Below are 17,612 nucleotides of genomic sequence, written 5' to 3' on the forward strand. Positions count from 1 at the left end.
AGGAGCATGATCATGAACGAGAAGACATCCGCCATGTCCGCGAACGACACCCTGTCCGCGGCGATACTGACCCGCCACGCAGATGCCGAGACCTGTTCCGACCCGAGCAGTGTGATGACCCTTCTGGCCGATTCGGACGGCACCGCAGGCGGCTTCACGAGCTACCGCTCCACCTTCGCGAAGGGCGCGGCAGGGGCTCCGGCCCACTTCCACACCCGGGCAACGGAACTGTTCTTCGTGATCAGCGGGTCTCTGCAGGTGCTGGTCGGAGAGGAGATCACCCTCCTGAACGCAGGCGACTTCCTCGCGGTGCCGCCCCACACCCCGCACGCCTTCGCGGCTGCCCCGGGCTGTGAAGCAGACGTCCTGTTCGTCTTCACCCCCGGTATGGGCAGGTTCGACTACCTGCGCCTGCTCAGCCGGGTGATGCGCGGCGAGGCCGACCCGAAGGAGATCGCCGAGTCCTCGGAGCGCTTCGACAACCACTACGTCGACAGCCCTGTCTGGCGTGCCGCCCTGGAGGAGGGTTCCGCGTGACCGACTCCATGACCCGGATCCGGGCGGCCCGGCCCCGGGACGGAGCGGACCACTGAACGGGCGCCCGGCGAAACCGACTTGCTCATGGGGTCGGATCGCCGGGCCTCGCCATGCACTGCCGCGGCAAGCGGCAGTGAGGGCCACGGAGAGCGGGGCCTCCGCGGCCCTCGTGTGTCTACGTCGTTCAGTGGCTGGCGAGTTCGCCGCTGAGTCGGCGGTGGATCAGGGCGCTGGATTCGTTCAGGCCGATGATCTCGACGGACTTGCCGCGCTGGGCGTACTTGGTCTCGATGGCGTCGAGGGCGGAGACGGATGAGGCGTCCCAGACATGGGCGGCGGAGAGATCGATGACGACTTTGGCGGGGTCGGTGGCGTAGCCGAACCGGCCGACGAGGTCGTTGGACGAGGCGAAGAACAGCTCGCCGGTGACCCGGTAGACGACCGTGAGGCCGTCAGGGTCGGTGACGGCGGTGACCTCGGCGAGGTGGGCGACACGCTTGGCGAAGATGACCATCGCGGTGATCGAGCCGACGACGACACCGATGGCTAGATTGTGGGTGGCGACGACGCAGACGACGGTCACGACCATGACGGTGATCTCTCCGGCGGGCATCCGCTTGAGGGTCTTCGGGGCGATCGAGTGCCAGTCGAAGGTGGCGACCGACACCATGACCATCACCGCGACGAGCGCGGCCATGGGAATGTCGGAGACGACCGGTCCGAAGACGACGCACAGCACCATCAGGAGCGCGCCCGCCAGGAACGTCGACAGCCGGGTACGGGCTCCGGACACCCGTACGTTGATCATCGTCTGGCCGATCATCGCGCAGCCTCCCATGCCGCCGAAGAAGCCGGTGACGATGTTGGCGATGCCCTGGCCGATGGACTCGCGGGTCTTGGAGGAGTGGGTGTCGGTGATGTCGTCGACGAGTTTGGCGGTCATCAGCGACTCCATGAGTCCGACAAGGGCCATGGCGAGCGCGTACGGGGCGATGGTGGTGAGGGTGTCGAGGGAGAAGGGCACGTCCGGCAGGCCGGGCACGGGCAGGGAGGACGGCAGGTCGCCCTTGTCGCCCACGGCCGGTACCGCGATGCCGGCCGCGACCGTGACAACGGTGAGGATCACGATCGACACCAGCGGAGCCGGGATCACCTTGGTGACCTTCGGGAAGAACACCATCAGCGCCAGGCCGGCCGCGATCAGCGGATAGACCGGCCAGGGCACGTTCGTCATCTCCGGCACCTGCGCCATGAAGATGAGGATGGCGAGGGAGTTGACGAAGCCGACCATCACGCTGCGCGGCACGAACCGCATCAGCCTGGCCACCCCGAGCGCGCCCAGGACGATCTGGAGGACACCGGCCAGGATGACGGCCGCCACGAGGTAGCCGAAGCCGTGCTCGCGGTTCAACGGGGCGATGACCAGAGCGACGGCACCGGTGGCCGCGGAGATCATGGCGGGCCGACCGCCGACGACGGCGATGGTCACGGCCATCGTGAACGAGGCGAACAGACCGATGGCCGGGTCGACTCCGGCGATGATCGAGAACGAGATCGCCTCCGGAATCAGCGCCAGGGCGACCACGAGACCGGCCAGCACCTCGGTGCGCAGCACCTTCGGGTCGGACATCCAGGTCGGGCGCCGGGAACCGCGCAACCACGCGACCGGGGACAGTACGGAGGAAGGCAAGACGAGAGGAACCTGTCGTGCTCGGGCACACCCGGCATCACAGCGGGCACGCGGAAGGGCGTGGAGCACCGGGGCGGTCCTCCATGAAGTCCGCGAGCGCGCACGGACCGACGTCAGAGGGCAGCAGCCGAGCGACCCGCGAGGGCACCGGGCGCCGGCCGGGAGGGAAGGGTCACGGCGGGCAGGCAGCGGCGACGCCGGGCATCACGGGCATGCGCACGCTCTCTCCTGTGGACCACGGTCTTCGCCGGGGGCTTCGTCGGCCCCGACACTGCTGAAGGTCACGGGGTGGCATCCCGCGCCATGGGGACGGACACGCCAGGCAGCCGATCCAACGTCACGGGAACTCTACCCTAACGTTAGGGTAGAGATTGGCGCGGGCCGTCCGCGGCCACAGTGAGAGATGAGGAAGGCCCCGCGTGAGCAGCGAGCACATGCAGATCGGCGAGGTGGCCGCACGGACCGAGCTGTCGCTGCGCACCATCCGGCACTACGAGGACGCCGGCCTCGTCATCCCCTCCGCGCGCTCCCAGGGCGGCTTCCGCCTCTACACCGAGTCCGACGTCGCCCGCCTGATGGTCATCCGCCGTATGAAGCCGCTCGGCTTCACCCTCGACGAGATGCGCGCCCTGCTCGACGCCACCGACCGCCTCGACTCCGGCGAGGAACCGCCCCCTGGGGAGCGCGAGGAACTCCTGGAACGGATCCGCGGCTTCGAGCAGGCCACCCAGCAGCGGGTCGCCGATCTGCGCACCCAGCTGGCTCGCGCCGAGGAATTCGCTGCCACCCTTGCCGCGCGCCTCACGCGACGGACTCCCACTCCCTGACCCCGTAGCCCACCCCAAGCCGCCACCGGTGGCGCGTGCCGACCCGAGTGCTGATCTGCGACGAATTGCCTGCGGTGCGCGACGGACTGGCCGGCGCGCTGCACTGGCCGGCTCACGGCCATCGACGGGCGCCGGTGGGGTCAGGGACACCTGGGGGACATCCCGGATGCCCGGGGTGCGGAGCCGTCGGCAGCATGAGTTTCATGGACTCTCAGTCGATCTCCCGACGTTCCCTGGCCCGTGGTGCTGTGGCCGGTGCCGTGCTGGTCGCGGCCGGAAGTGCGGCCTCCCGGGCGGAGGCGGACCCCGCCAGGCCGGGGGAGTTGGACACGGACGCCTTATACGCGGCGATCTCCGACCTCTCCCACCCGCCGGCCTTCTCCGCCCAACTACGTGCCGCCCACGGCACGGACCACTGGTACGGCACCACGGGCCGGGCCGACCTGACCACCGGGCGGGCCGCACGCCCCGACGACAAGTTCCGCGCGGGCAGCATCACCAAGGCCTTCGTGGCCACGGTGGTGCTCCAGCTGTGGACAGAGGGCCGCCTGGAACTGGACGCACCGATCGGGCGCTACCTTCCGGGGCTGCTTCCGTCCGACTTCGCTCGCATCACCGTCACCCAACTCCTGAATCACACCAGCGGAATCCCCGATCATCAGGGCATCCCCGACACAAGCACGCCGGAGGCCGTCCTTCGGCACCGGTTCGACCGCTGGACGCCGCACGAGTGGGTGCGGACCGTGACACACGGCCCGCTGAAGTTCCGCCCGGGCACCAAGCAGGAATACCGGGGCATCAACTACGTACTCCTCGCCCTCCTCGTCGAGAAGCTGACCGGGCACCGCTACGGCGAGGCGATCGGCTCTCGCGTCCTGCGGCCCCTCGGCCTGACGCGCACGCTGACACCGGGCAACGACTCTCGGCTCCACGGTCCGCAGGTGCACGGCTACCTGCGGATGACCGACGGCTCCCTGCGCGACGTCACCGTCTACCACCCGTCAAGCACCTGGGGAGAAGGTGAACTGGTCTCCACCGTCGACGACCTCTTCACTTTCCAACAGGCCTTGTTCTGCGGTGACTTGCTGCCGCCCCGGGCGCTGGACAAGCTCTGCACCCTGCCCCCGGCCGACGTCGTCATGTGGAAGGACGGCAGTCCCGCCCGTTACAGCATGGGCCTGCAGACGGCCACGGTGAACGGCGTGACCTTCTGGGGAAAGACCGGCGAGATGTACGGCTACCGCACCCGCGTGTTCTCCACCCTCGATCTCCGGCTCCGCTTCGTCCTGTCCTACACCCCGACCCCGCTGACCACGAACGAGGACATGATCAGCCGGGTGGTCGCCACACTCACTTCCTGAGCACTCGTAACTGTGCGGACCCGGCCACAACGCCTAGATCCCTCGGGTGTCTCCTCACCGCTTCGCCGCGGAGTCCCCAGTGGTGGCGAGGAGGACTTGCGCCTGTTCGCGGGCATGCCTGATGGCGTCCGGGAGGATGTTCAGGCCGTGGGCGACGAGCGCTCCTTCGTGAAGCAGCATGAGGGTCCGGCCCAGATGCTCGGCCCCGTCCGGGCTGATGTCCCCGGCGAGGTCGGTGAACAGGGCGAGCATCCACTGCTTCTGCCCGGTGATGATCGCGTAGGCCGGGTGGGCCGGATCGCTGATCTCGGCGTGGGCGTTGACCATGCTGCACCCCTTGGGGCTGTGCTGCGCAGACCACGCGCGTGAGGCATCGAAGACGGCCAGGACACGTGCTGCCGAGGCCGGCTGTGCGGCGTCCAGGTGCTGGGCGAGGAAGGCCCGCCAGCGGTCGTCACGATCCGCGAGGTACTCCACGACGATCTGCTCCTTGGAACCGAACCGGTCGTAGAGGGTCTTCTTCGTCACCCCGGCCTCGTCGGCGATCAGGTCCACCCCGACGGCATGGATGCCGCGCTCGTAGAACAGCCTCTCGGCGGCCTCCAGGACGCGTCGGCCGGCAGGCGTCATCGTGACCCGTCGCGGCCCCCCAGCAGTGCTCATACCGCAACACTATACCGATCTGTATAGTGGGTTGACGGGTATACCGATCTGTCTAGTGGAGGGTCAGGCGTGAACTTCCTGCTCTCGATCGCCTTCGTGATCTGCTGGAGTTCCGGGTTCATCGGAGCCAAGCTCGGCGCGGGCAGCGCGTCTGCGATCACGATCCTGATGTGGCGGTTCCTGCCCTTGGCCGTCATCCTGATCGCCGTAGCCGCCACCGTCTCCAGAACGTCGTGGCGGGACCTCTCGGTGCGGGATGCGGCCCGACAGGCCATGATCGGCATGCTGTCGCAGAGCGGCTATCTGCTCACCGTCTACTACGCGATCCAACTCGGGGTCTCCAGTGGCACCACCGCCCTGATCGACGGCGTCCAGCCCCTCGTCGCCGGAGCGCTCGCCGGACCGTTGTTGCGTCAGTACGTCTCACGCAAGCAGTGGCTCGGCCTGTGCCTGGGGGTGAGCGGCGTCGTCATCGTCACCCTGGCCGATGCCGCGGTCGGCACCGGTACGGCCTGGTGGGCCTATCTCATCCCCTTCCTCGGGATGTTCTCGCTGGTGGCGGCCACGTTCCTCGAAAGCCGCTCCCGCACACGGGTCGCGCCCGCCGTGTCGCTCACCGTCCACTGCGCCACCAGCGCCGTCATCTTCACGGCACTCGCCGTGAGCACCGGAGCCGCGAAGCCGCCCCCTGAACTCGCGTTCTGGGCCGCGATCATGTGGCTCGTGGCCTTGTCGACCTTCGGTGGATACGGGCTGTACTGGCTCATCCTGAGGCGCTCTGGAGTCACCAAGGTCAACACGCTCATGTTCCTCATGGCCCCGGTCACGGCAGTCTGGGGAGCCCTCATGTTCGGTGAGACGTTCGGCCCGCAGACCGCGCTCGGTTTGGGCGTCTGCCTCGCGGCCGTAGTCATCGTCCATCGAGGTGACGCAGTCCCATCAGCCAGGGTGCGCGGGCGCGATATGGACACGGGCGAGGCCGCGACGCCGGCCGAGCGCGGCGCCTGACATCTCTGCCTGGTGAGAAGGGGGAGCCTCCTCGCCGTCTACGGCCCGGACTGCCAGGGATGAACCCGTTGTTGATCAACGTGGCCACCAGGCTGTCGCGCATGGCGAAGTACCCGTAGTCGGCAGTCGCGGTCATGCCCATCTCGCGGGCGATGGCCAGCAGAGTGATCGTGTCGAAGCCGCTCGAAGCCGCTCGAAGCCATCCAGTCGAGGGCGACCTTGACGCTATCGGAAAGTCAGTGCTCCCCTTTCGCGAGTGCCCGCTTGAGGCTTCAGGCGGGTTTTCCCGTGTCTCTGGCAGGAGCATCGTGACCCCCACCACACCCGCAGGCCCCGCCTTCGTCGACATCCTCGCGGCCGCCAGACTCACGTCGCCCGCCGCCGTCGCTGCCTCGGTACACATATCCAGAAAGCCGGTCTCGGCAGGGGACGCCGTGCGCCCCGATCATCACAAGGCCGTCGCTGTGGCTGTCCTGAAGGGGTCGTTCGAGGAGGGCGACACGGAGGTCGTGGACCGCCACGTGCGGGCGGATCTCATCCAGCACAACCCGTTCGTACCCGACGGGGCCGAGGCTCTGAAGGAACTCGCGGGCGCCATCCACGAGCAGTTCCCCGACGCCGAGTACGGGGTGAAGCGGGTCCTCGCGCAGAACGATCTGGTGTTCGTGCACTCCCACCTCGTGCTGACGCCGGGCACTCGGGGCACCGCCGTGGCCGACATCCTCCGCTTCCAGGGCGAGCGGATCGCTGAGCACTGGACCGTGGCACAGGAGGTGCCCGAGTCCACGGCCAACGGCAACGACATGTTCTCCACGATCAGCCGGCCGCAGACGAACGAGCCGGGCCCATCGTGGCTGACGCTGCACCACGAAAAGCTGGTGGCCAAGGTCTACGACCGGGTGCTGGTGCGCAAGAACCTCTCGGCGGTCGACGAGCTCTACGGGCCCGAGCTCCACCAGCACAACCCGAACTTCCCCGACGGGCTGGATGGGGTCAAGGCCGGGCTGGGTGGCCACTTCGCGATGTTCCCCCAGTTGGCCGTCTCGCCGCCGAAGCGGATCATCGCCGACGGTGACATCGTCGCCGTCCACAGTCACGGCGTGAACCGCCCGGGGGAGCGGGGCATGGCCATCGTCGATCTGTTCCGGGTGCTGAACGGGAAGGTCGTCGAGCACTGGGACGTGCTTCAGGACGTGCCGGACGCTTCGGCCAACGACAACACGATGTTCTGACCCGCAGCAGCAGTTCGGCTCTATCAGCCCTGTCCTGAGCGATGTCGCGAGAGCCGCCCGCTGGAGTGGTCTGACGTCATGGGCCGATCCATCGGAACTGCTCGTCCGGTTCTTCCCGGCGTTCCAGTACTCCTCCCCAGCGAACGGCCCCGCACTGTCCGCGTCGTTGGGGCCCTGACATGTGTCAGGGACCGTTGGAGTGGGTGGCCCTTTAGGTTGTGGTGCGGCGGTCGTCGAGCGGGGTGGGCGGGCTCGTAGTGGGTGTGTCAGCCCCTCTCGGCATTCTCAAGGAGGTCCCTGCGATTTTCAGCAAATTCATGAGGTTGGCGGTTTCGGCCGTCGCGTTGGCGGGGGCGGTCGTGGCCGTGGCTGCCGGGCCCGCGTCCGCGAGTTCCAGCGCCACCTATTACGGATGTCCGTATGGAGCCGTGTGCCTCTACAACAACGCCGACCCGAACTCGGGTATCCAAAGCGGCGGTGTCTACTGGGCCTACGGTCCGCACAACCTCAGCAACCAGTACGGCGACCACTACGTGGTGAACAACCAGTACGGTGGCGCCTGGGTTGAGCTGTGCACCGGCTACAACGGCACCGGCAGAGGCGAGTCGATCATCTTCGGCGCGCCGTACGGCAACGTCGAGAATCTGAGCCCGATCAACTCCATCGTGCTGGGCACCGGCAACAACTACCCCTGTAGCCCTCCGTGATCCGCCCGTAGGAGGAGACATGCGTAAAGCCCTACTCGGCTTGTTCGTGGCACTGGCGGCGGTGCTCGCGGTGGTACCGCCGGCCAGTGCCGGTCAGAGCGAGACCGTTGCGTGCTGCGGTATGCCGCCCGGCCACCCGTAAAGGGGGCTGTTGCCACGAGCTCGACTTCGCGTGAGGGTCCGTCGGCTCGCTGGCGGACCCCTTCCTCCTTGTGGGCCGACGCCGCGCACCTACCGCGTCGTGGCTAGCGTGCGGCCTGCGCGTAGGCGGTCGGTGTGACGCCCACCGTGGCGGTGAAGTCCCGTACGAGGTGGGCCTGGTCGGCGTAGCCGAGGTCGGCGGCGAGGGTGGCCCAGTCGATGTCGGTGCGGGTGCCGGCCAGTTCCAGGGCCTCGTGGATGCGGTAGCGCAGGATGACCCATTTGGGGCTGACACCGACGTGGGCGGAGAAGAGCCGTTGCAGCGCTCGCACGGAGAGGCTCTGTGCGTCGGCGAAGTCGCTGACGCGGCGCACCGTGCGGTCCACGCGGATGCGCTGGACGAGGTCCCGGGCGAGGTCGGCCTGAGGATCGGGGGCGGGGGCGAGTGAGAGCAGGAAGGTGTCGAGGGCGGCGACACGGGCGCGGTCGTCGACGGGGGTGACGACCGACCGGGCGGTGTCCTCGGTGATCTGCGGGAACACGTCCTGGGCGGCCAGCACGCGGCCGGTCCAGTGCGACACCGTTACCTGCGGTGCGTAGGGGCGGAAGGCACCGGGCCGGAACTTCGCCCCGCACACCCGGCCCCGCCCGGTCAGCTTGCGGGTGTACAGGCCGAGCGCGACGCCCGTGACCTCGCCGCAGGGCGGGCCCTGGTCCTCTTCCCACTGGAAGGTGAGGTGGACGGAAGGGTGCGGGACGACATGGGAGGCGTACGGCGCGGGCAGGTCCCAGTCGATGAGCCAGTACCACTCGATGTGGCGGCGCAGCGGCTCGGCTGGCTCGTGGCGGCGGAACCGCACACGGGTCAGCAGCCCGGACGGGTCGACGATCCCGCGGGTGTCGCGGCGGGGTACGGCCATGACCGGATCGTATGTCGCGTTTCTTCAAGAGGGCAGCGGTGGATGTGCCTACGGTCGACGTATGGACACGAACCTTGCGAAGACGTACGGCATCGGTGAGCTGCTGGACATGGCCCGAAACAGGGCGGTTCCGGTCCTCCGTGGTATCCCGGACGCGGCTCTGTCCGCCCCCACACCCTGTGCCGAGTACGACGTGAAGGCGCTGGTCAATCACCTTTTTCAGGTCATCGTGCAGTTCCAGCGGCTCGCCGTGAAGGAGGCGTCGGACTTCGGTCAGACGCCCGAGGGGATCACCGAAAGTCCCGAGTGGCGTGAGCGGCTCATGGACGAGGCGGACCGGCTGGTGGCGGCCTGGTCCACGCCCGGCGCCGAGGAGGGGACGACAGGCGCGATGAACATGCCCGCGCGACTGGTCGGCTCGATGGCGCTGCTCGATCTGACCGTGCATGTGTGGGACCTGGCCCGGGCGACGGGCCAGGACTACCCGGGTGCCGACGAGGCGGTCGTGGCGGAACTGTCCGGCGCGGTGGACGAACTGGCGCCGACGGCCAGGACGATGGGGGTGTTCGGAGAGCCCGTGCCGGAGGCCGAGGGCGCGTCGGCCTTCGAGCGCCTGCTGGCCCGGACCGGCAGGGATCCGTACGGGAAATAGTCCCCGACCGGCCGCCGTTCTTCGGGCTGGGCACTGTTCCGGCCGGCGAGCCACCTCTGGGCACGCCCACACGGCCGTTTCGTCCGGGCCATCGGACCGTCGCTCTGGTCAGAGGGGCACGCTCAGGCTCACGATGCGAGGAAGCCGAGCGCGCGTGCCACGAATTCGTCGTGGCACTGGAAGATTCCCCCGTGTCCGGCGTCCGGGAGAAGAGGGACGAGCTCGCTCCGGGGGAGGCGTGCGGCCAGGTCGAGTGTGTTGCGGCTGGGCACCGTCCGGTCGTCCTCACCGTTTGCCAGGAGGACCGGTTGGTGAATCTTCGACAGATCCGACGGCGCCTGGCGGCCCCGCGTGCTCTTGTTCGACGCCCAGCAGCGCGAGGGCGTTGTGGACGCCCTGCTCGAGGAGGTCGTCGGAGAGCTGTCGGTCGGCGAGGGCCCGGGAGAGCTGTAGCGTCCCGGCCATCATGGCGTAGGCGCTGAGCGTCCTGGTGCGCACCGCGAGCGGGTCGCCGGGTGCCATGCGGGCGGCGATGCCGTCGATGACAAGCAGTACGCCGTCGGTGTAAGCCTGCTTGGTCGGGTCTGCGCAGCGCGCGATCTCGTCGAGCAGGGCGGCGGAGGGGCAGCCGTCGCCGGGGCTGTCGCGGTGCCAGGCGGACAGGTACCACCGCACTATTTGCTCGAGCCCGGCGCGGCCGGGCGCTGCCTGCGTGACGATGCTCGCGTTCTGCGCCTATAGCTGATCGGCGACCGTGGTGGCAACCAGGTCATCCTTCGATGTGAAGTGCGTGTAGAAGGCGCCGTTGGTCAGCCCCGCGTCCTTCATGAGCGTCGAGACGCCCGACGCGTCGATGCCGTCCTGCTTGAACCGACGGCCGGCCGTTTCGATGATCCGCTGCCTGGTTGCCTCTTTGTGCCCCGACGCCGGGCACGGCGGCATCTTCCAGTTCCACCAGCAGTTCGTGGAGACGGCTCTCGAGTTCCTCGAGCGGCAGTAGGCGCGGTGAGCGGTGCTCGCTGGAAGCCGCGGGCGTTGCCTCGAACCGTGACACCTCTGGGGTGATCGGCTCGAGGCACCTGTCCAAAGTGGCCGGCGGTTGCGCTGCCCGGATGCCTAGAGGGCATCCCACACCTTGAACCAGCCGATGTTGTCGTTCGCTTGGCTGCCCACGTACGGCGTGCCGAACCCGTAGTAATAGACGGCGCTGTGGCCGTCGTTGAGGACGGCCTGCTGGCCGTCGCAGCTGTTGTAGGTGATGAACGACGAGATCGAGCGCCACCATGTGCCGGTGCTCAGGACGTAGCCGGCCGCGTCGCAAGGGCCGTAGTCCCCGTATACGTCGGTGCTGGCGCCGCCGTACTCGGCGTGCTCGTACCAGGTCATGAGCAGGGTCCGGCCGCTGCGGCTGACCGCCGCCGTCCCGGTGTCGGAACAGGTTCGGCTCTTCACCTGGGAGAACTTCTCACCTGGCTTCACCCGCTCCACCACCACGGCGCAGTGCGTGTCGTCCGACGACGCCGAGGCCGACGCCTGCGGTGCGAGTCCGACGAGGCCGATGAACGAAGCCGCCACGCTCAGCGTGGCGGCCATACGCGTGTACAGGGACATGACGCTCCTCGCGGCTGGGCTGACAGGGCGTTGCGCACCGCAAGCCTAGGAAGGCGAATCGCGCAGCGGTCCCTGACAGATGTCAGGGGCCGGTGCCGGCGTGCTGCCCGGCATCCGTGAGCAGCTGCCGGTGGCGGGTGCCCAGGTGCTCCGGACTTCGGGGCGCACAGGGTCACCGCCGCTCCCGGACTCGACGTCCTCGCGGGACGCGGCCGAGCCGGTCACCCCCGGCCGCAGCTCGACCGTCCGCTCAGCGCATCAACGCCAGGGCGTTCCCGATTCCCTGCTCAAGGACTTCGTCGGCGAACTTCCGGTCGGAGAGGGCGCGGGCCAGCTGCAAGGTCCCCACCATCATGGTGTAGAGCCCGATGGCCGTGCCTCGGGCGGACTGCGGGTCCTCGGGTGTCAGGCGGGCGGCGATCTCGTCCACGATGGCCTTCGCGCCGTCGGTGTAGGCCTGCTTGGTCCCGTCCCCGCAGCGGCCGATCTCGTCGAGCAAGGCGGCGGAGGGGCACCCGAGGCCGGGGTGGTCCCGGTGCTCGGGCGACAGGTATTGGTGAACGAGGTCCTCGAGTCCCGGGCGGCCGGGCCGCAGCGTGCCGAACGCTTCGACCTGGGTGCGGAGTTCGCCTGCGACGACGTTGGCCACCAGGTCGTCCTTGGACTCGAAGTGGGCGTAGAACGCTCCGTTGGTGAGCCCGGCATCCGACATCAGCGTGGAGATGCCCGAACCGTCGATGCCGTCCTGCTTGAACCGGTGGCCGGCCGTCTCGATGATCCGTTGCCGAGTCACCTGTTTGTGCTCCTTGGCGTAGCGCGCCACAGGGTTCCTCCATTCGCTCCGCGGGGCCATTGCCTCGCACTCCATCCTAATCTATGGTCTGACGTGCGTAATATTATGGTTGACATTCCATTTTGTCGGCCACCGTCCAGAGATGATGAGGCGTGCCGTGAGCGATGTTCCCTTCCAGTCCGCCGTGGAGCAGTCACGCGCGCTGGCCGCCGGTGAGATCTCGAGCCGGGAGCTTGTCGAGCTCTACCTCGAACGGATCGCCACCCACAACACCACACTGAACGCGGTGGTGACCCTCGATCCCGAGCGCGCCCGTCGGGAAGCCCGGGAAGCGGACGCCGCGCGGGCGGCGGGGCAGGACCTCGGTCCGCTGCACGGAGTGCCGATCACGGTCAAGGACAGCTTCGAGACAGCCGGGATGCGCACCGTCTGCGGGCGTACGGACCTCAAGGACTACATCCCCGACCAGGACGCCGAGGCGGTCAGGCGGCTGCGGTCGGCCGGCGCCGTGATCATGGGGAAGAGCAACATGCCGCCCGGCAACCAGGACGTCCAGGCCGACAACCCGGTGTTCGGTCCCTCATCCAACCCGTGGGACACCACCCGCACTTCGGGCGGGTCCGCCGGAGGCGGCGCCGTCGCCACCGCCGCGGGGCTCACGTCCTTCGACTTCGGCTCGGAGATCGGCGGATCGACCAGGATCCCGTCCCACTTCAACGGTCTGTACGGGCACAAGTCGACCTGGCGGTCGATTTCCCTGATCGGACACGTTCCGGGCGGCCCGGGCACAGGACGATGGACGAACCCCGACATGGCCTGCGGCGGCGCGCAGGTCCGCGACGCTCGTGACCTCGTCCCGATCCTGCGGGCAACGACCGGAACGGCCGACTACGACGGCGGCTTCAGTTACACGCTCGCACCGCCACGGGCGACCAAGCTCGCCGACTTCCGGGTCGCCGTCTGGGGCGAGGATGCCGCGTGCCCGGTCGACAGCGACGTCGCGGCCGCCATGGACGACGCGGTCACCGTGCTGCGAGCGGCCGGCGCGAAGGTCACCGTCCAGCCCGCGAGCCTCCCGGTCGACATCACGACCAATCACCGCAAGGCCTTCCTGCCCCTGCTCTACGGCGCGTTGTCCTACGACCGCACCGGTCTCACTCCCGCCCCCAACGCCGCGCTGCTGGCCAGGCTCGTCCAGCACCCGCGCGGCGACGCCGGTCCCGCCCTGCTCGGAACCTTCCAGTCCCACTACCGGTGGCAGCTGGCCCACGCGGTGCGCAACGAGCTCCGCCAACGATGGTTCGAGTTCTTCCAGGACTTCGACGTCGTCCTCATGCCGGTCACCCCGACGGCCGCCCCCGTCCACCACAACAAGCTGATCGACCGGTTCGGACGGCCCTTCGAAGTCGACGGCGTGCGCCGCCCCTACTGGGACCAGGTCAAGTGGAACGCCGTCGCCAACGTCTCCGGCGGTCCGGCGACGACCATTCCGGTGTGCAGGAGCAGGAGCGGACTGCCCGTCGGCGTGCAGGCCATGGGACCGAGCGGCGGCGATCTCACCACCATCGAGTTCGCCGCACTGCTGGGCCGGGAAGTGGACGGCTTCCTGCCGCCTCCGGCCTTCGTCTAGCCCCCGACCGCCCGCCCCGAGAGCCGAGGAAGACGACGATGCCCCTCCCGAGCCGCAACGTGTCAGGACTGCTGACGGATTCCGCGTCCCGCTACCCGCAGCGCACCGCGATCGTCTTCGGCGACGACCGCGTCACCTACGCCGCCCTCGACGCCGCGGCCAACCAGGTCGCCAACCTGCTTGTCGCACGCGGCATCCGGCCCGGTGACAAGGTCGCTCTGTCCTGCCCCAACCTGCCGCACTTCTCCAGCGTCTACTTCGGCATCCTCAAGGCCGGAGCCGCGGTCGTGCCGCTGAACGTGCTGCTCAAGGCCCGCGAGGTCGCCTACCACCTCACCGACTCCGACGCGAAGGCGTACTTCGCCTTCGAGGGCACGCCGGAGCTGCCGATCGGACAGACCGCGTGGGAGGGGTTCCGGGCGAGCGCGGCCTGCACCGAGTTCTTCCTGATCGAGAACGGCGGCGCGCCGTGGTCCGGGGACGGGACGCCGGAGTCGTACGCCTCGGCCGTAGCCGACCGGCCCGTGACGTTCCGGACGGTCGACCGCGACGAGGACGACACCGCGGTGGTCCTCTACACCTCCGGCACGACCGGCCACCCCAAGGGCGCGGAGCTGCGGCATCGCAACGTGTACGACAACGCGCTCGCCGGCACCGACCTGTTCGCCTCCGATCCGGAGCACCCCGACACGTACCTGTGCGTGCTGCCGCTGTTCCACGCCTTCGGTCAGACCGTCATCCAGAACGGCGCCCTCGCCTTCGGCGGCACCATCGTGATGCAGCCGAGGTTCGAGGCGCGGGCCGCCCTGCGCCTCATGCTCGACCACGACGTGACGTTCTTCGCCGGGGTCCCGACGACGTACTGGGGCCTGCTCGCGGCACTCGACGACACCGTCGACGTCGCCCGCCTGGCCACGAACCTTCGGGTGGCGGCGGTCGGCGGCTCAGCCCTGCCCGCCGAGATCCACAAGCAGTTCGAGGACCGCTTCGGGGTGACGATCCTGGAGGGCTACGGACTGTCCGAGACCTCCCCGATCGCCTCCTTCTCCCCGTTCGGCGAGGCACCCCGCGTCGGATCGATCGGCGTGCCCATCCCGGGCGTGGAGATGAAGCTCGTCCGCGACGACTGGAGCGACGTCACGGGCGGCCCCGACGAGATCGGGGAGATCGCGATCAAGGGGCACAACGTCATGAAGGGCTACTACAAACGGCCCGAGGCGACGGCCGAGGCGATCAGGGAGGGCTGGTTCCGCTCCGGCGACCTCGCCCGCAAGGACGAGGACGGCTTCTACTACATCGTCGACCGGTCCAAGGACATGATCATCCGCGGCGGCTTCAACGTCTATCCGCGCGAGATCGAGGAAGTGCTCATGGAGCATCCCGGGGTCTCGCTCGTCGCCGTCATCGGCGTACCGCACGACTCCCACGGCGAGGAGATCAAAGCCGTCGTCGTGCGGAACGCCGGGAGCGGCACGACCGAGGAGGAGCTCGGCGCCTGGGCGAAGGAGCGCCTCGCCGCGTACAAGTACCCGCGCATCGTCCAGTTCGTCGACGCGCTGCCGCTGACGTCCACCGGCAAGATCCTCAAGCGCGAACTCGCCTGACCGCGACGCCTCCGCGAACCCCGGGGGCGCGACCGGCGTCCCCCGTCACCCCCCCACCCATGCTCACGCTCCCGCCCCCACCGAAGGAAACCCATCCATGACCTCCCTGCACGACCACCTGACCCTGCCCAACGGCCAGGTGCTACCGAACCGGATCATGAAGTCCGCACTCAGTGAGGCGCTCGCCGACAAGCGCAACGCCCCCGACCATCGCCTCGAACAGCTCTACCGCACCTGGAGCCGGGGCGGGTACGGACTGATCATCACCGGCAACGTCATGGTCGACCGCACCCAACTCGGCGAGCCGGGCAACGTCGTCATCGAGGACGACCGCGACCTCCCCGCGCTCACCCGATGGGCCGCGGCGACCAAGGACGCCGGCATCCCGACCTGGGTACAGCTCAACCATCCCGGCCGCCAGGCCAACATGCTCGCGCTCGGGCACACACCGGTCGCGCCCAGCCCGATCGCGCTCAACCTGCCCGGTGCCACCAAGCCCCGCGAGCTGACGTCCGCCGAGATCGAGGACATCATCGAGCGGTTCGCGACCGCGGCGGAGGTCTGCGAGACGGCCGGCTTCGCCGGGGTGCAAGTGCACGGAGCTCACGGCTACCTGGTCAACCAGTTCCTCTCCCCGCTGTCGAACCGGCGCGACGACGAATGGGGCGGCGACCCCGAGCGCCGGATGCGTTTCGTCCTCGAGGTCGTGCGCCACATACGGTCCCGGGTGTCACCCGGCTTCGCCGTAGCCGTCAAGCTCAACTCGGCCGACTTCCAGCGCGGTGGGTTCACCGAGGAGGAGTCCCGCTCCGTCGTCGCGGCGCTGGTGAACGAAGGACTCGACCTGATCGAGGTCAGCGGCGGCAACTACGAGTCGCCGGCGATGTCGGGCTCCGCCGCGGCGTCGACACGCGCCCGCGAGGCTTACTTCCTGGAGTACGCGCGTACGGTGCGCGACCTGGTCGGCGATGTGCCGGTGGCCGTCACGGGTGGCTTCCGCTCCCGCACCGCGATGGAGGACGCCGTCGCCACGGGCGAGTGCGACGTCGTCGGTATGGGCCGGCCCACCGCCACGACGCCCGATGCCGCGGACGTGATCCTGGCGGGACGGGCCGAGGCCGTCGTCGCACACCAGCTGCGCTTCGGAATGCGCCGGGTCCTCGGCAAGGTCGCCGACCTCAAGATGCTCGACGGTGTGCTCGACCTGGGCTGGCACGCCGACCAACTGCATCGACTGGGCGCGGGCCTCGCACCCGACCTGCGGCGCGGGCGTCTCGCCACCACCGTCTCGATGATCCGGCGAAACGGCAGCACGTCCTTCCGCCGCAAGCGCGGAGCCTGAGGCCCCGCTTGTACCCGGCCCCCTGGGCAGACCGAGAAGGACATCAGGTCGCCGAGGGGGCCGGCTGAACCGCGATATGCCGTCGAGCCGCGTCCGCGAAGACCTCGATTGGATGGCTCTGGCGTCACCCCACCGGAGACTCCCCGGCGTTCACTCCGGCAGCGGTTCGTCGGCCCGCTCGGCGACCTCATGGCGCAGTGCGGTCCAGAGGGCACGTACGGCCGGGTGTGTCCTGGCCTCGCGGCGCACGGCCAGGGTGATGGGAAGAAGATGCTGTGCCCGGGGACGGTGGCCTGCCGGTCGCCGCCGTCGTCGACTTCGGACTGACCCTGTCCAGGCCGGCCCGGCTGACCGCGGACACCGGCGTCGACGCCCTCCCCTATGCCGTCGAGGCGTACGTGAGCCGCAAGGCCAATCCGTTCTCCGACGGCCTCGCCCTGAACGCGATCCGGACCATCGGCCGACGTGGAAGTGAGAGCCGATCGGGCGGCTCATACCGTGCACCAGTGCCACGCCGGAGTTGGAGAAGGCGATGCCCACGGACAGTCGAACGCGATGCTCTTCCCCGCGGTGACCGCGTTCTCCGTGCCCGCCGCCGAGAGCCGGTACGCCGACTGCGCCCGCGCACTCGGAGCCGCCACCGACGGCGACAGCTTGGCCACCGACCGGCTCGTGGAGGCGCTCCGAGCCCTGTGCAAGGATCTTGAGGTGCCCACACCTCAAGCCCACGGCATCGACGAGGACGAGTGGTTCGTCCTGCTGCCCCTCATGGCCGAGCAGGCGCTCGCCTCCGGATCCCCCGCCAACAACCCCGTCGTACCCACCATGAACGAGATCCAGGATCTCTACGCACAGATCTACGCCTGACAGCCGGCGAGTGAGGAAAACCCCGAT

Annotated in this window: 16 protein-coding genes and 3 pseudogenes; 12 read left to right on the plus strand and 7 right to left on the minus strand. The window is 68.9% G+C overall.

Going from position 1 to position 17,612, the window contains the following annotated elements:
- The first annotated feature begins 6 nt into the window (after positions 1 to 6).
- Positions 7 to 537 (plus strand): cupin domain-containing protein, encoded by a 531-nt coding sequence (locus tag ACIOHP_RS43445; protein WP_401896301.1) that lies wholly within the window; start codon positions 7 to 9, stop codon positions 535 to 537.
- A 184-nt stretch (positions 538 to 721) separates the two neighbouring features.
- Here the strand turns inward: ACIOHP_RS43445 and ACIOHP_RS43450 are convergent, their stop codons facing one another.
- A complete protein-coding gene (locus ACIOHP_RS43450) occupies positions 722 to 2,167 on the minus strand; it encodes a SulP family inorganic anion transporter (RefSeq protein ID WP_401896406.1) in 1,446 nt (481 codons plus the stop codon).
- 479 nt (positions 2,168 to 2,646) lie between these two features.
- On the opposite strand from ACIOHP_RS43450, the gene ACIOHP_RS43455 reads away from it, so the two are divergent.
- Both ACIOHP_RS43455 and ACIOHP_RS43460 read left to right on the plus strand, forming a co-directional pair.
- Positions 2,647 to 3,054, plus strand: a complete 408-nt coding sequence (locus ACIOHP_RS43455; protein WP_401896304.1) for a MerR family transcriptional regulator — start codon at positions 2,647 to 2,649, stop codon at positions 3,052 to 3,054.
- Positions 3,055 to 3,257: 203 nt separating this feature from the next.
- Complete coding sequence (locus tag ACIOHP_RS43460; protein ID WP_401896305.1) at positions 3,258 to 4,415, plus strand: serine hydrolase domain-containing protein; 1,158 nt, start codon at positions 3,258 to 3,260, stop codon at positions 4,413 to 4,415.
- A 54-nt stretch (positions 4,416 to 4,469) separates the two neighbouring features.
- Here ACIOHP_RS43460 and ACIOHP_RS43465 read toward each other — a convergent pair whose 3' ends face one another.
- On the minus strand, positions 4,470 to 5,078 hold the full coding sequence (locus tag ACIOHP_RS43465) for a TetR/AcrR family transcriptional regulator (RefSeq protein WP_401896307.1): 609 nt from the start codon (positions 5,076 to 5,078) through the stop codon (positions 4,470 to 4,472).
- A 69-nt stretch (positions 5,079 to 5,147) separates the two neighbouring features.
- Here ACIOHP_RS43465 and ACIOHP_RS43470 point away from each other — a divergent pair, with 69 nt between their 5' ends.
- The 3 genes from ACIOHP_RS43470 (at position 5,148) to ACIOHP_RS43480 (ending at position 8,025) form a co-directional block, all read left to right on the plus strand.
- Positions 5,148 to 6,086 (plus strand): DMT family transporter, encoded by a 939-nt coding sequence (locus ACIOHP_RS43470; protein WP_401896308.1) that lies wholly within the window; start codon positions 5,148 to 5,150, stop codon positions 6,084 to 6,086.
- 308 nt (positions 6,087 to 6,394) lie between these two features.
- Positions 6,395 to 7,318 carry a nuclear transport factor 2 family protein gene (locus ACIOHP_RS43475; protein ID WP_401896310.1) on the plus strand — a complete coding sequence of 308 codons (924 nt, stop codon included), beginning with the start codon at positions 6,395 to 6,397 and terminating at the stop codon, positions 7,316 to 7,318.
- A 317-nt stretch (positions 7,319 to 7,635) separates the two neighbouring features.
- Complete coding sequence (locus tag ACIOHP_RS43480; protein WP_401896313.1) at positions 7,636 to 8,025, plus strand: hypothetical protein; 390 nt, start codon at positions 7,636 to 7,638, stop codon at positions 8,023 to 8,025.
- 245 nt (positions 8,026 to 8,270) lie between these two features.
- Here the strand turns inward: ACIOHP_RS43480 and ACIOHP_RS43485 are convergent, their stop codons facing one another.
- Positions 8,271 to 9,086 carry a DUF6597 domain-containing transcriptional factor gene (locus tag ACIOHP_RS43485; protein WP_401896316.1) on the minus strand — a complete coding sequence of 272 codons (816 nt, stop codon included), beginning with the start codon at positions 9,084 to 9,086 and terminating at the stop codon, positions 8,271 to 8,273.
- 61 nt (positions 9,087 to 9,147) lie between these two features.
- Here ACIOHP_RS43485 and ACIOHP_RS43490 point away from each other — a divergent pair, with 61 nt between their 5' ends.
- Positions 9,148 to 9,738 (plus strand): TIGR03086 family metal-binding protein, encoded by a 591-nt coding sequence (locus tag ACIOHP_RS43490; protein ID WP_401896318.1) that lies wholly within the window; start codon positions 9,148 to 9,150, stop codon positions 9,736 to 9,738.
- 128 nt (positions 9,739 to 9,866) lie between these two features.
- Here ACIOHP_RS43490 and ACIOHP_RS43495 read toward each other — a convergent pair.
- From ACIOHP_RS43495 to ACIOHP_RS43510, 4 genes and pseudogenes are all read right to left on the minus strand, one after another.
- A pseudogene (locus tag ACIOHP_RS43495) lies at positions 9,867 to 10,070 on the minus strand (alpha/beta fold hydrolase); the annotation flags it as partial.
- A pseudogene (locus ACIOHP_RS43500) lies at positions 10,024 to 10,680 on the minus strand (TetR/AcrR family transcriptional regulator). The pseudogenes ACIOHP_RS43500 and ACIOHP_RS43495, both read right to left, overlap by 47 nt.
- 174 nt (positions 10,681 to 10,854) lie before the next feature.
- Positions 10,855 to 11,349, minus strand: coding sequence for a hypothetical protein (locus tag ACIOHP_RS43505; RefSeq protein WP_401896320.1), 495 nt, complete (start codon positions 11,347 to 11,349; stop codon positions 10,855 to 10,857).
- A 250-nt stretch (positions 11,350 to 11,599) separates the two neighbouring features.
- Entirely contained in the window at positions 11,600 to 12,172 is a 573-nt protein-coding gene (locus ACIOHP_RS43510; protein ID WP_401896323.1) for a TetR/AcrR family transcriptional regulator, read from the minus strand.
- Positions 12,173 to 12,299: 127 nt separating this feature from the next.
- Between ACIOHP_RS43510 and ACIOHP_RS43515 the strand changes: the two genes are divergently transcribed.
- From ACIOHP_RS43515 to ACIOHP_RS43535, 5 genes and pseudogenes are all read left to right on the plus strand, one after another.
- Complete coding sequence (locus tag ACIOHP_RS43515; RefSeq protein ID WP_401896326.1) at positions 12,300 to 13,772, plus strand: amidase; 1,473 nt, start codon at positions 12,300 to 12,302, stop codon at positions 13,770 to 13,772.
- A gap of 38 nt (positions 13,773 to 13,810) precedes the next feature.
- The gene (locus ACIOHP_RS43520; protein ID WP_401896329.1) at positions 13,811 to 15,376 is read left to right on the plus strand and encodes a long-chain fatty acid--CoA ligase; all 1,566 of its coding nucleotides are present in this window, start codon (positions 13,811 to 13,813) and stop codon (positions 15,374 to 15,376) included.
- Between the two features lie 97 nt (positions 15,377 to 15,473).
- Positions 15,474 to 16,718 (plus strand): NADH:flavin oxidoreductase/NADH oxidase family protein, encoded by a 1,245-nt coding sequence (locus ACIOHP_RS43525; RefSeq protein ID WP_401896332.1) that lies wholly within the window; start codon positions 15,474 to 15,476, stop codon positions 16,716 to 16,718.
- 275 nt (positions 16,719 to 16,993) lie between these two features.
- Positions 16,994 to 17,125, plus strand: a pseudogene (locus tag ACIOHP_RS43530) (iron-containing alcohol dehydrogenase); the annotation flags it as partial.
- A 91-nt stretch (positions 17,126 to 17,216) separates the two neighbouring features.
- Positions 17,217 to 17,585 carry an iron-containing alcohol dehydrogenase gene (locus ACIOHP_RS43535; RefSeq protein WP_401896335.1) on the plus strand — a complete coding sequence of 123 codons (369 nt, stop codon included), beginning with the start codon at positions 17,217 to 17,219 and terminating at the stop codon, positions 17,583 to 17,585.
- Positions 17,586 to 17,612 lie beyond the last annotated feature (27 nt).

This window comes from Streptomyces sp. NPDC087859 (genome assembly GCF_044742595.1).
Lineage (GTDB): Bacteria > Actinomycetota > Actinomycetes > Streptomycetales > Streptomycetaceae > Streptomyces > Streptomyces canus_F.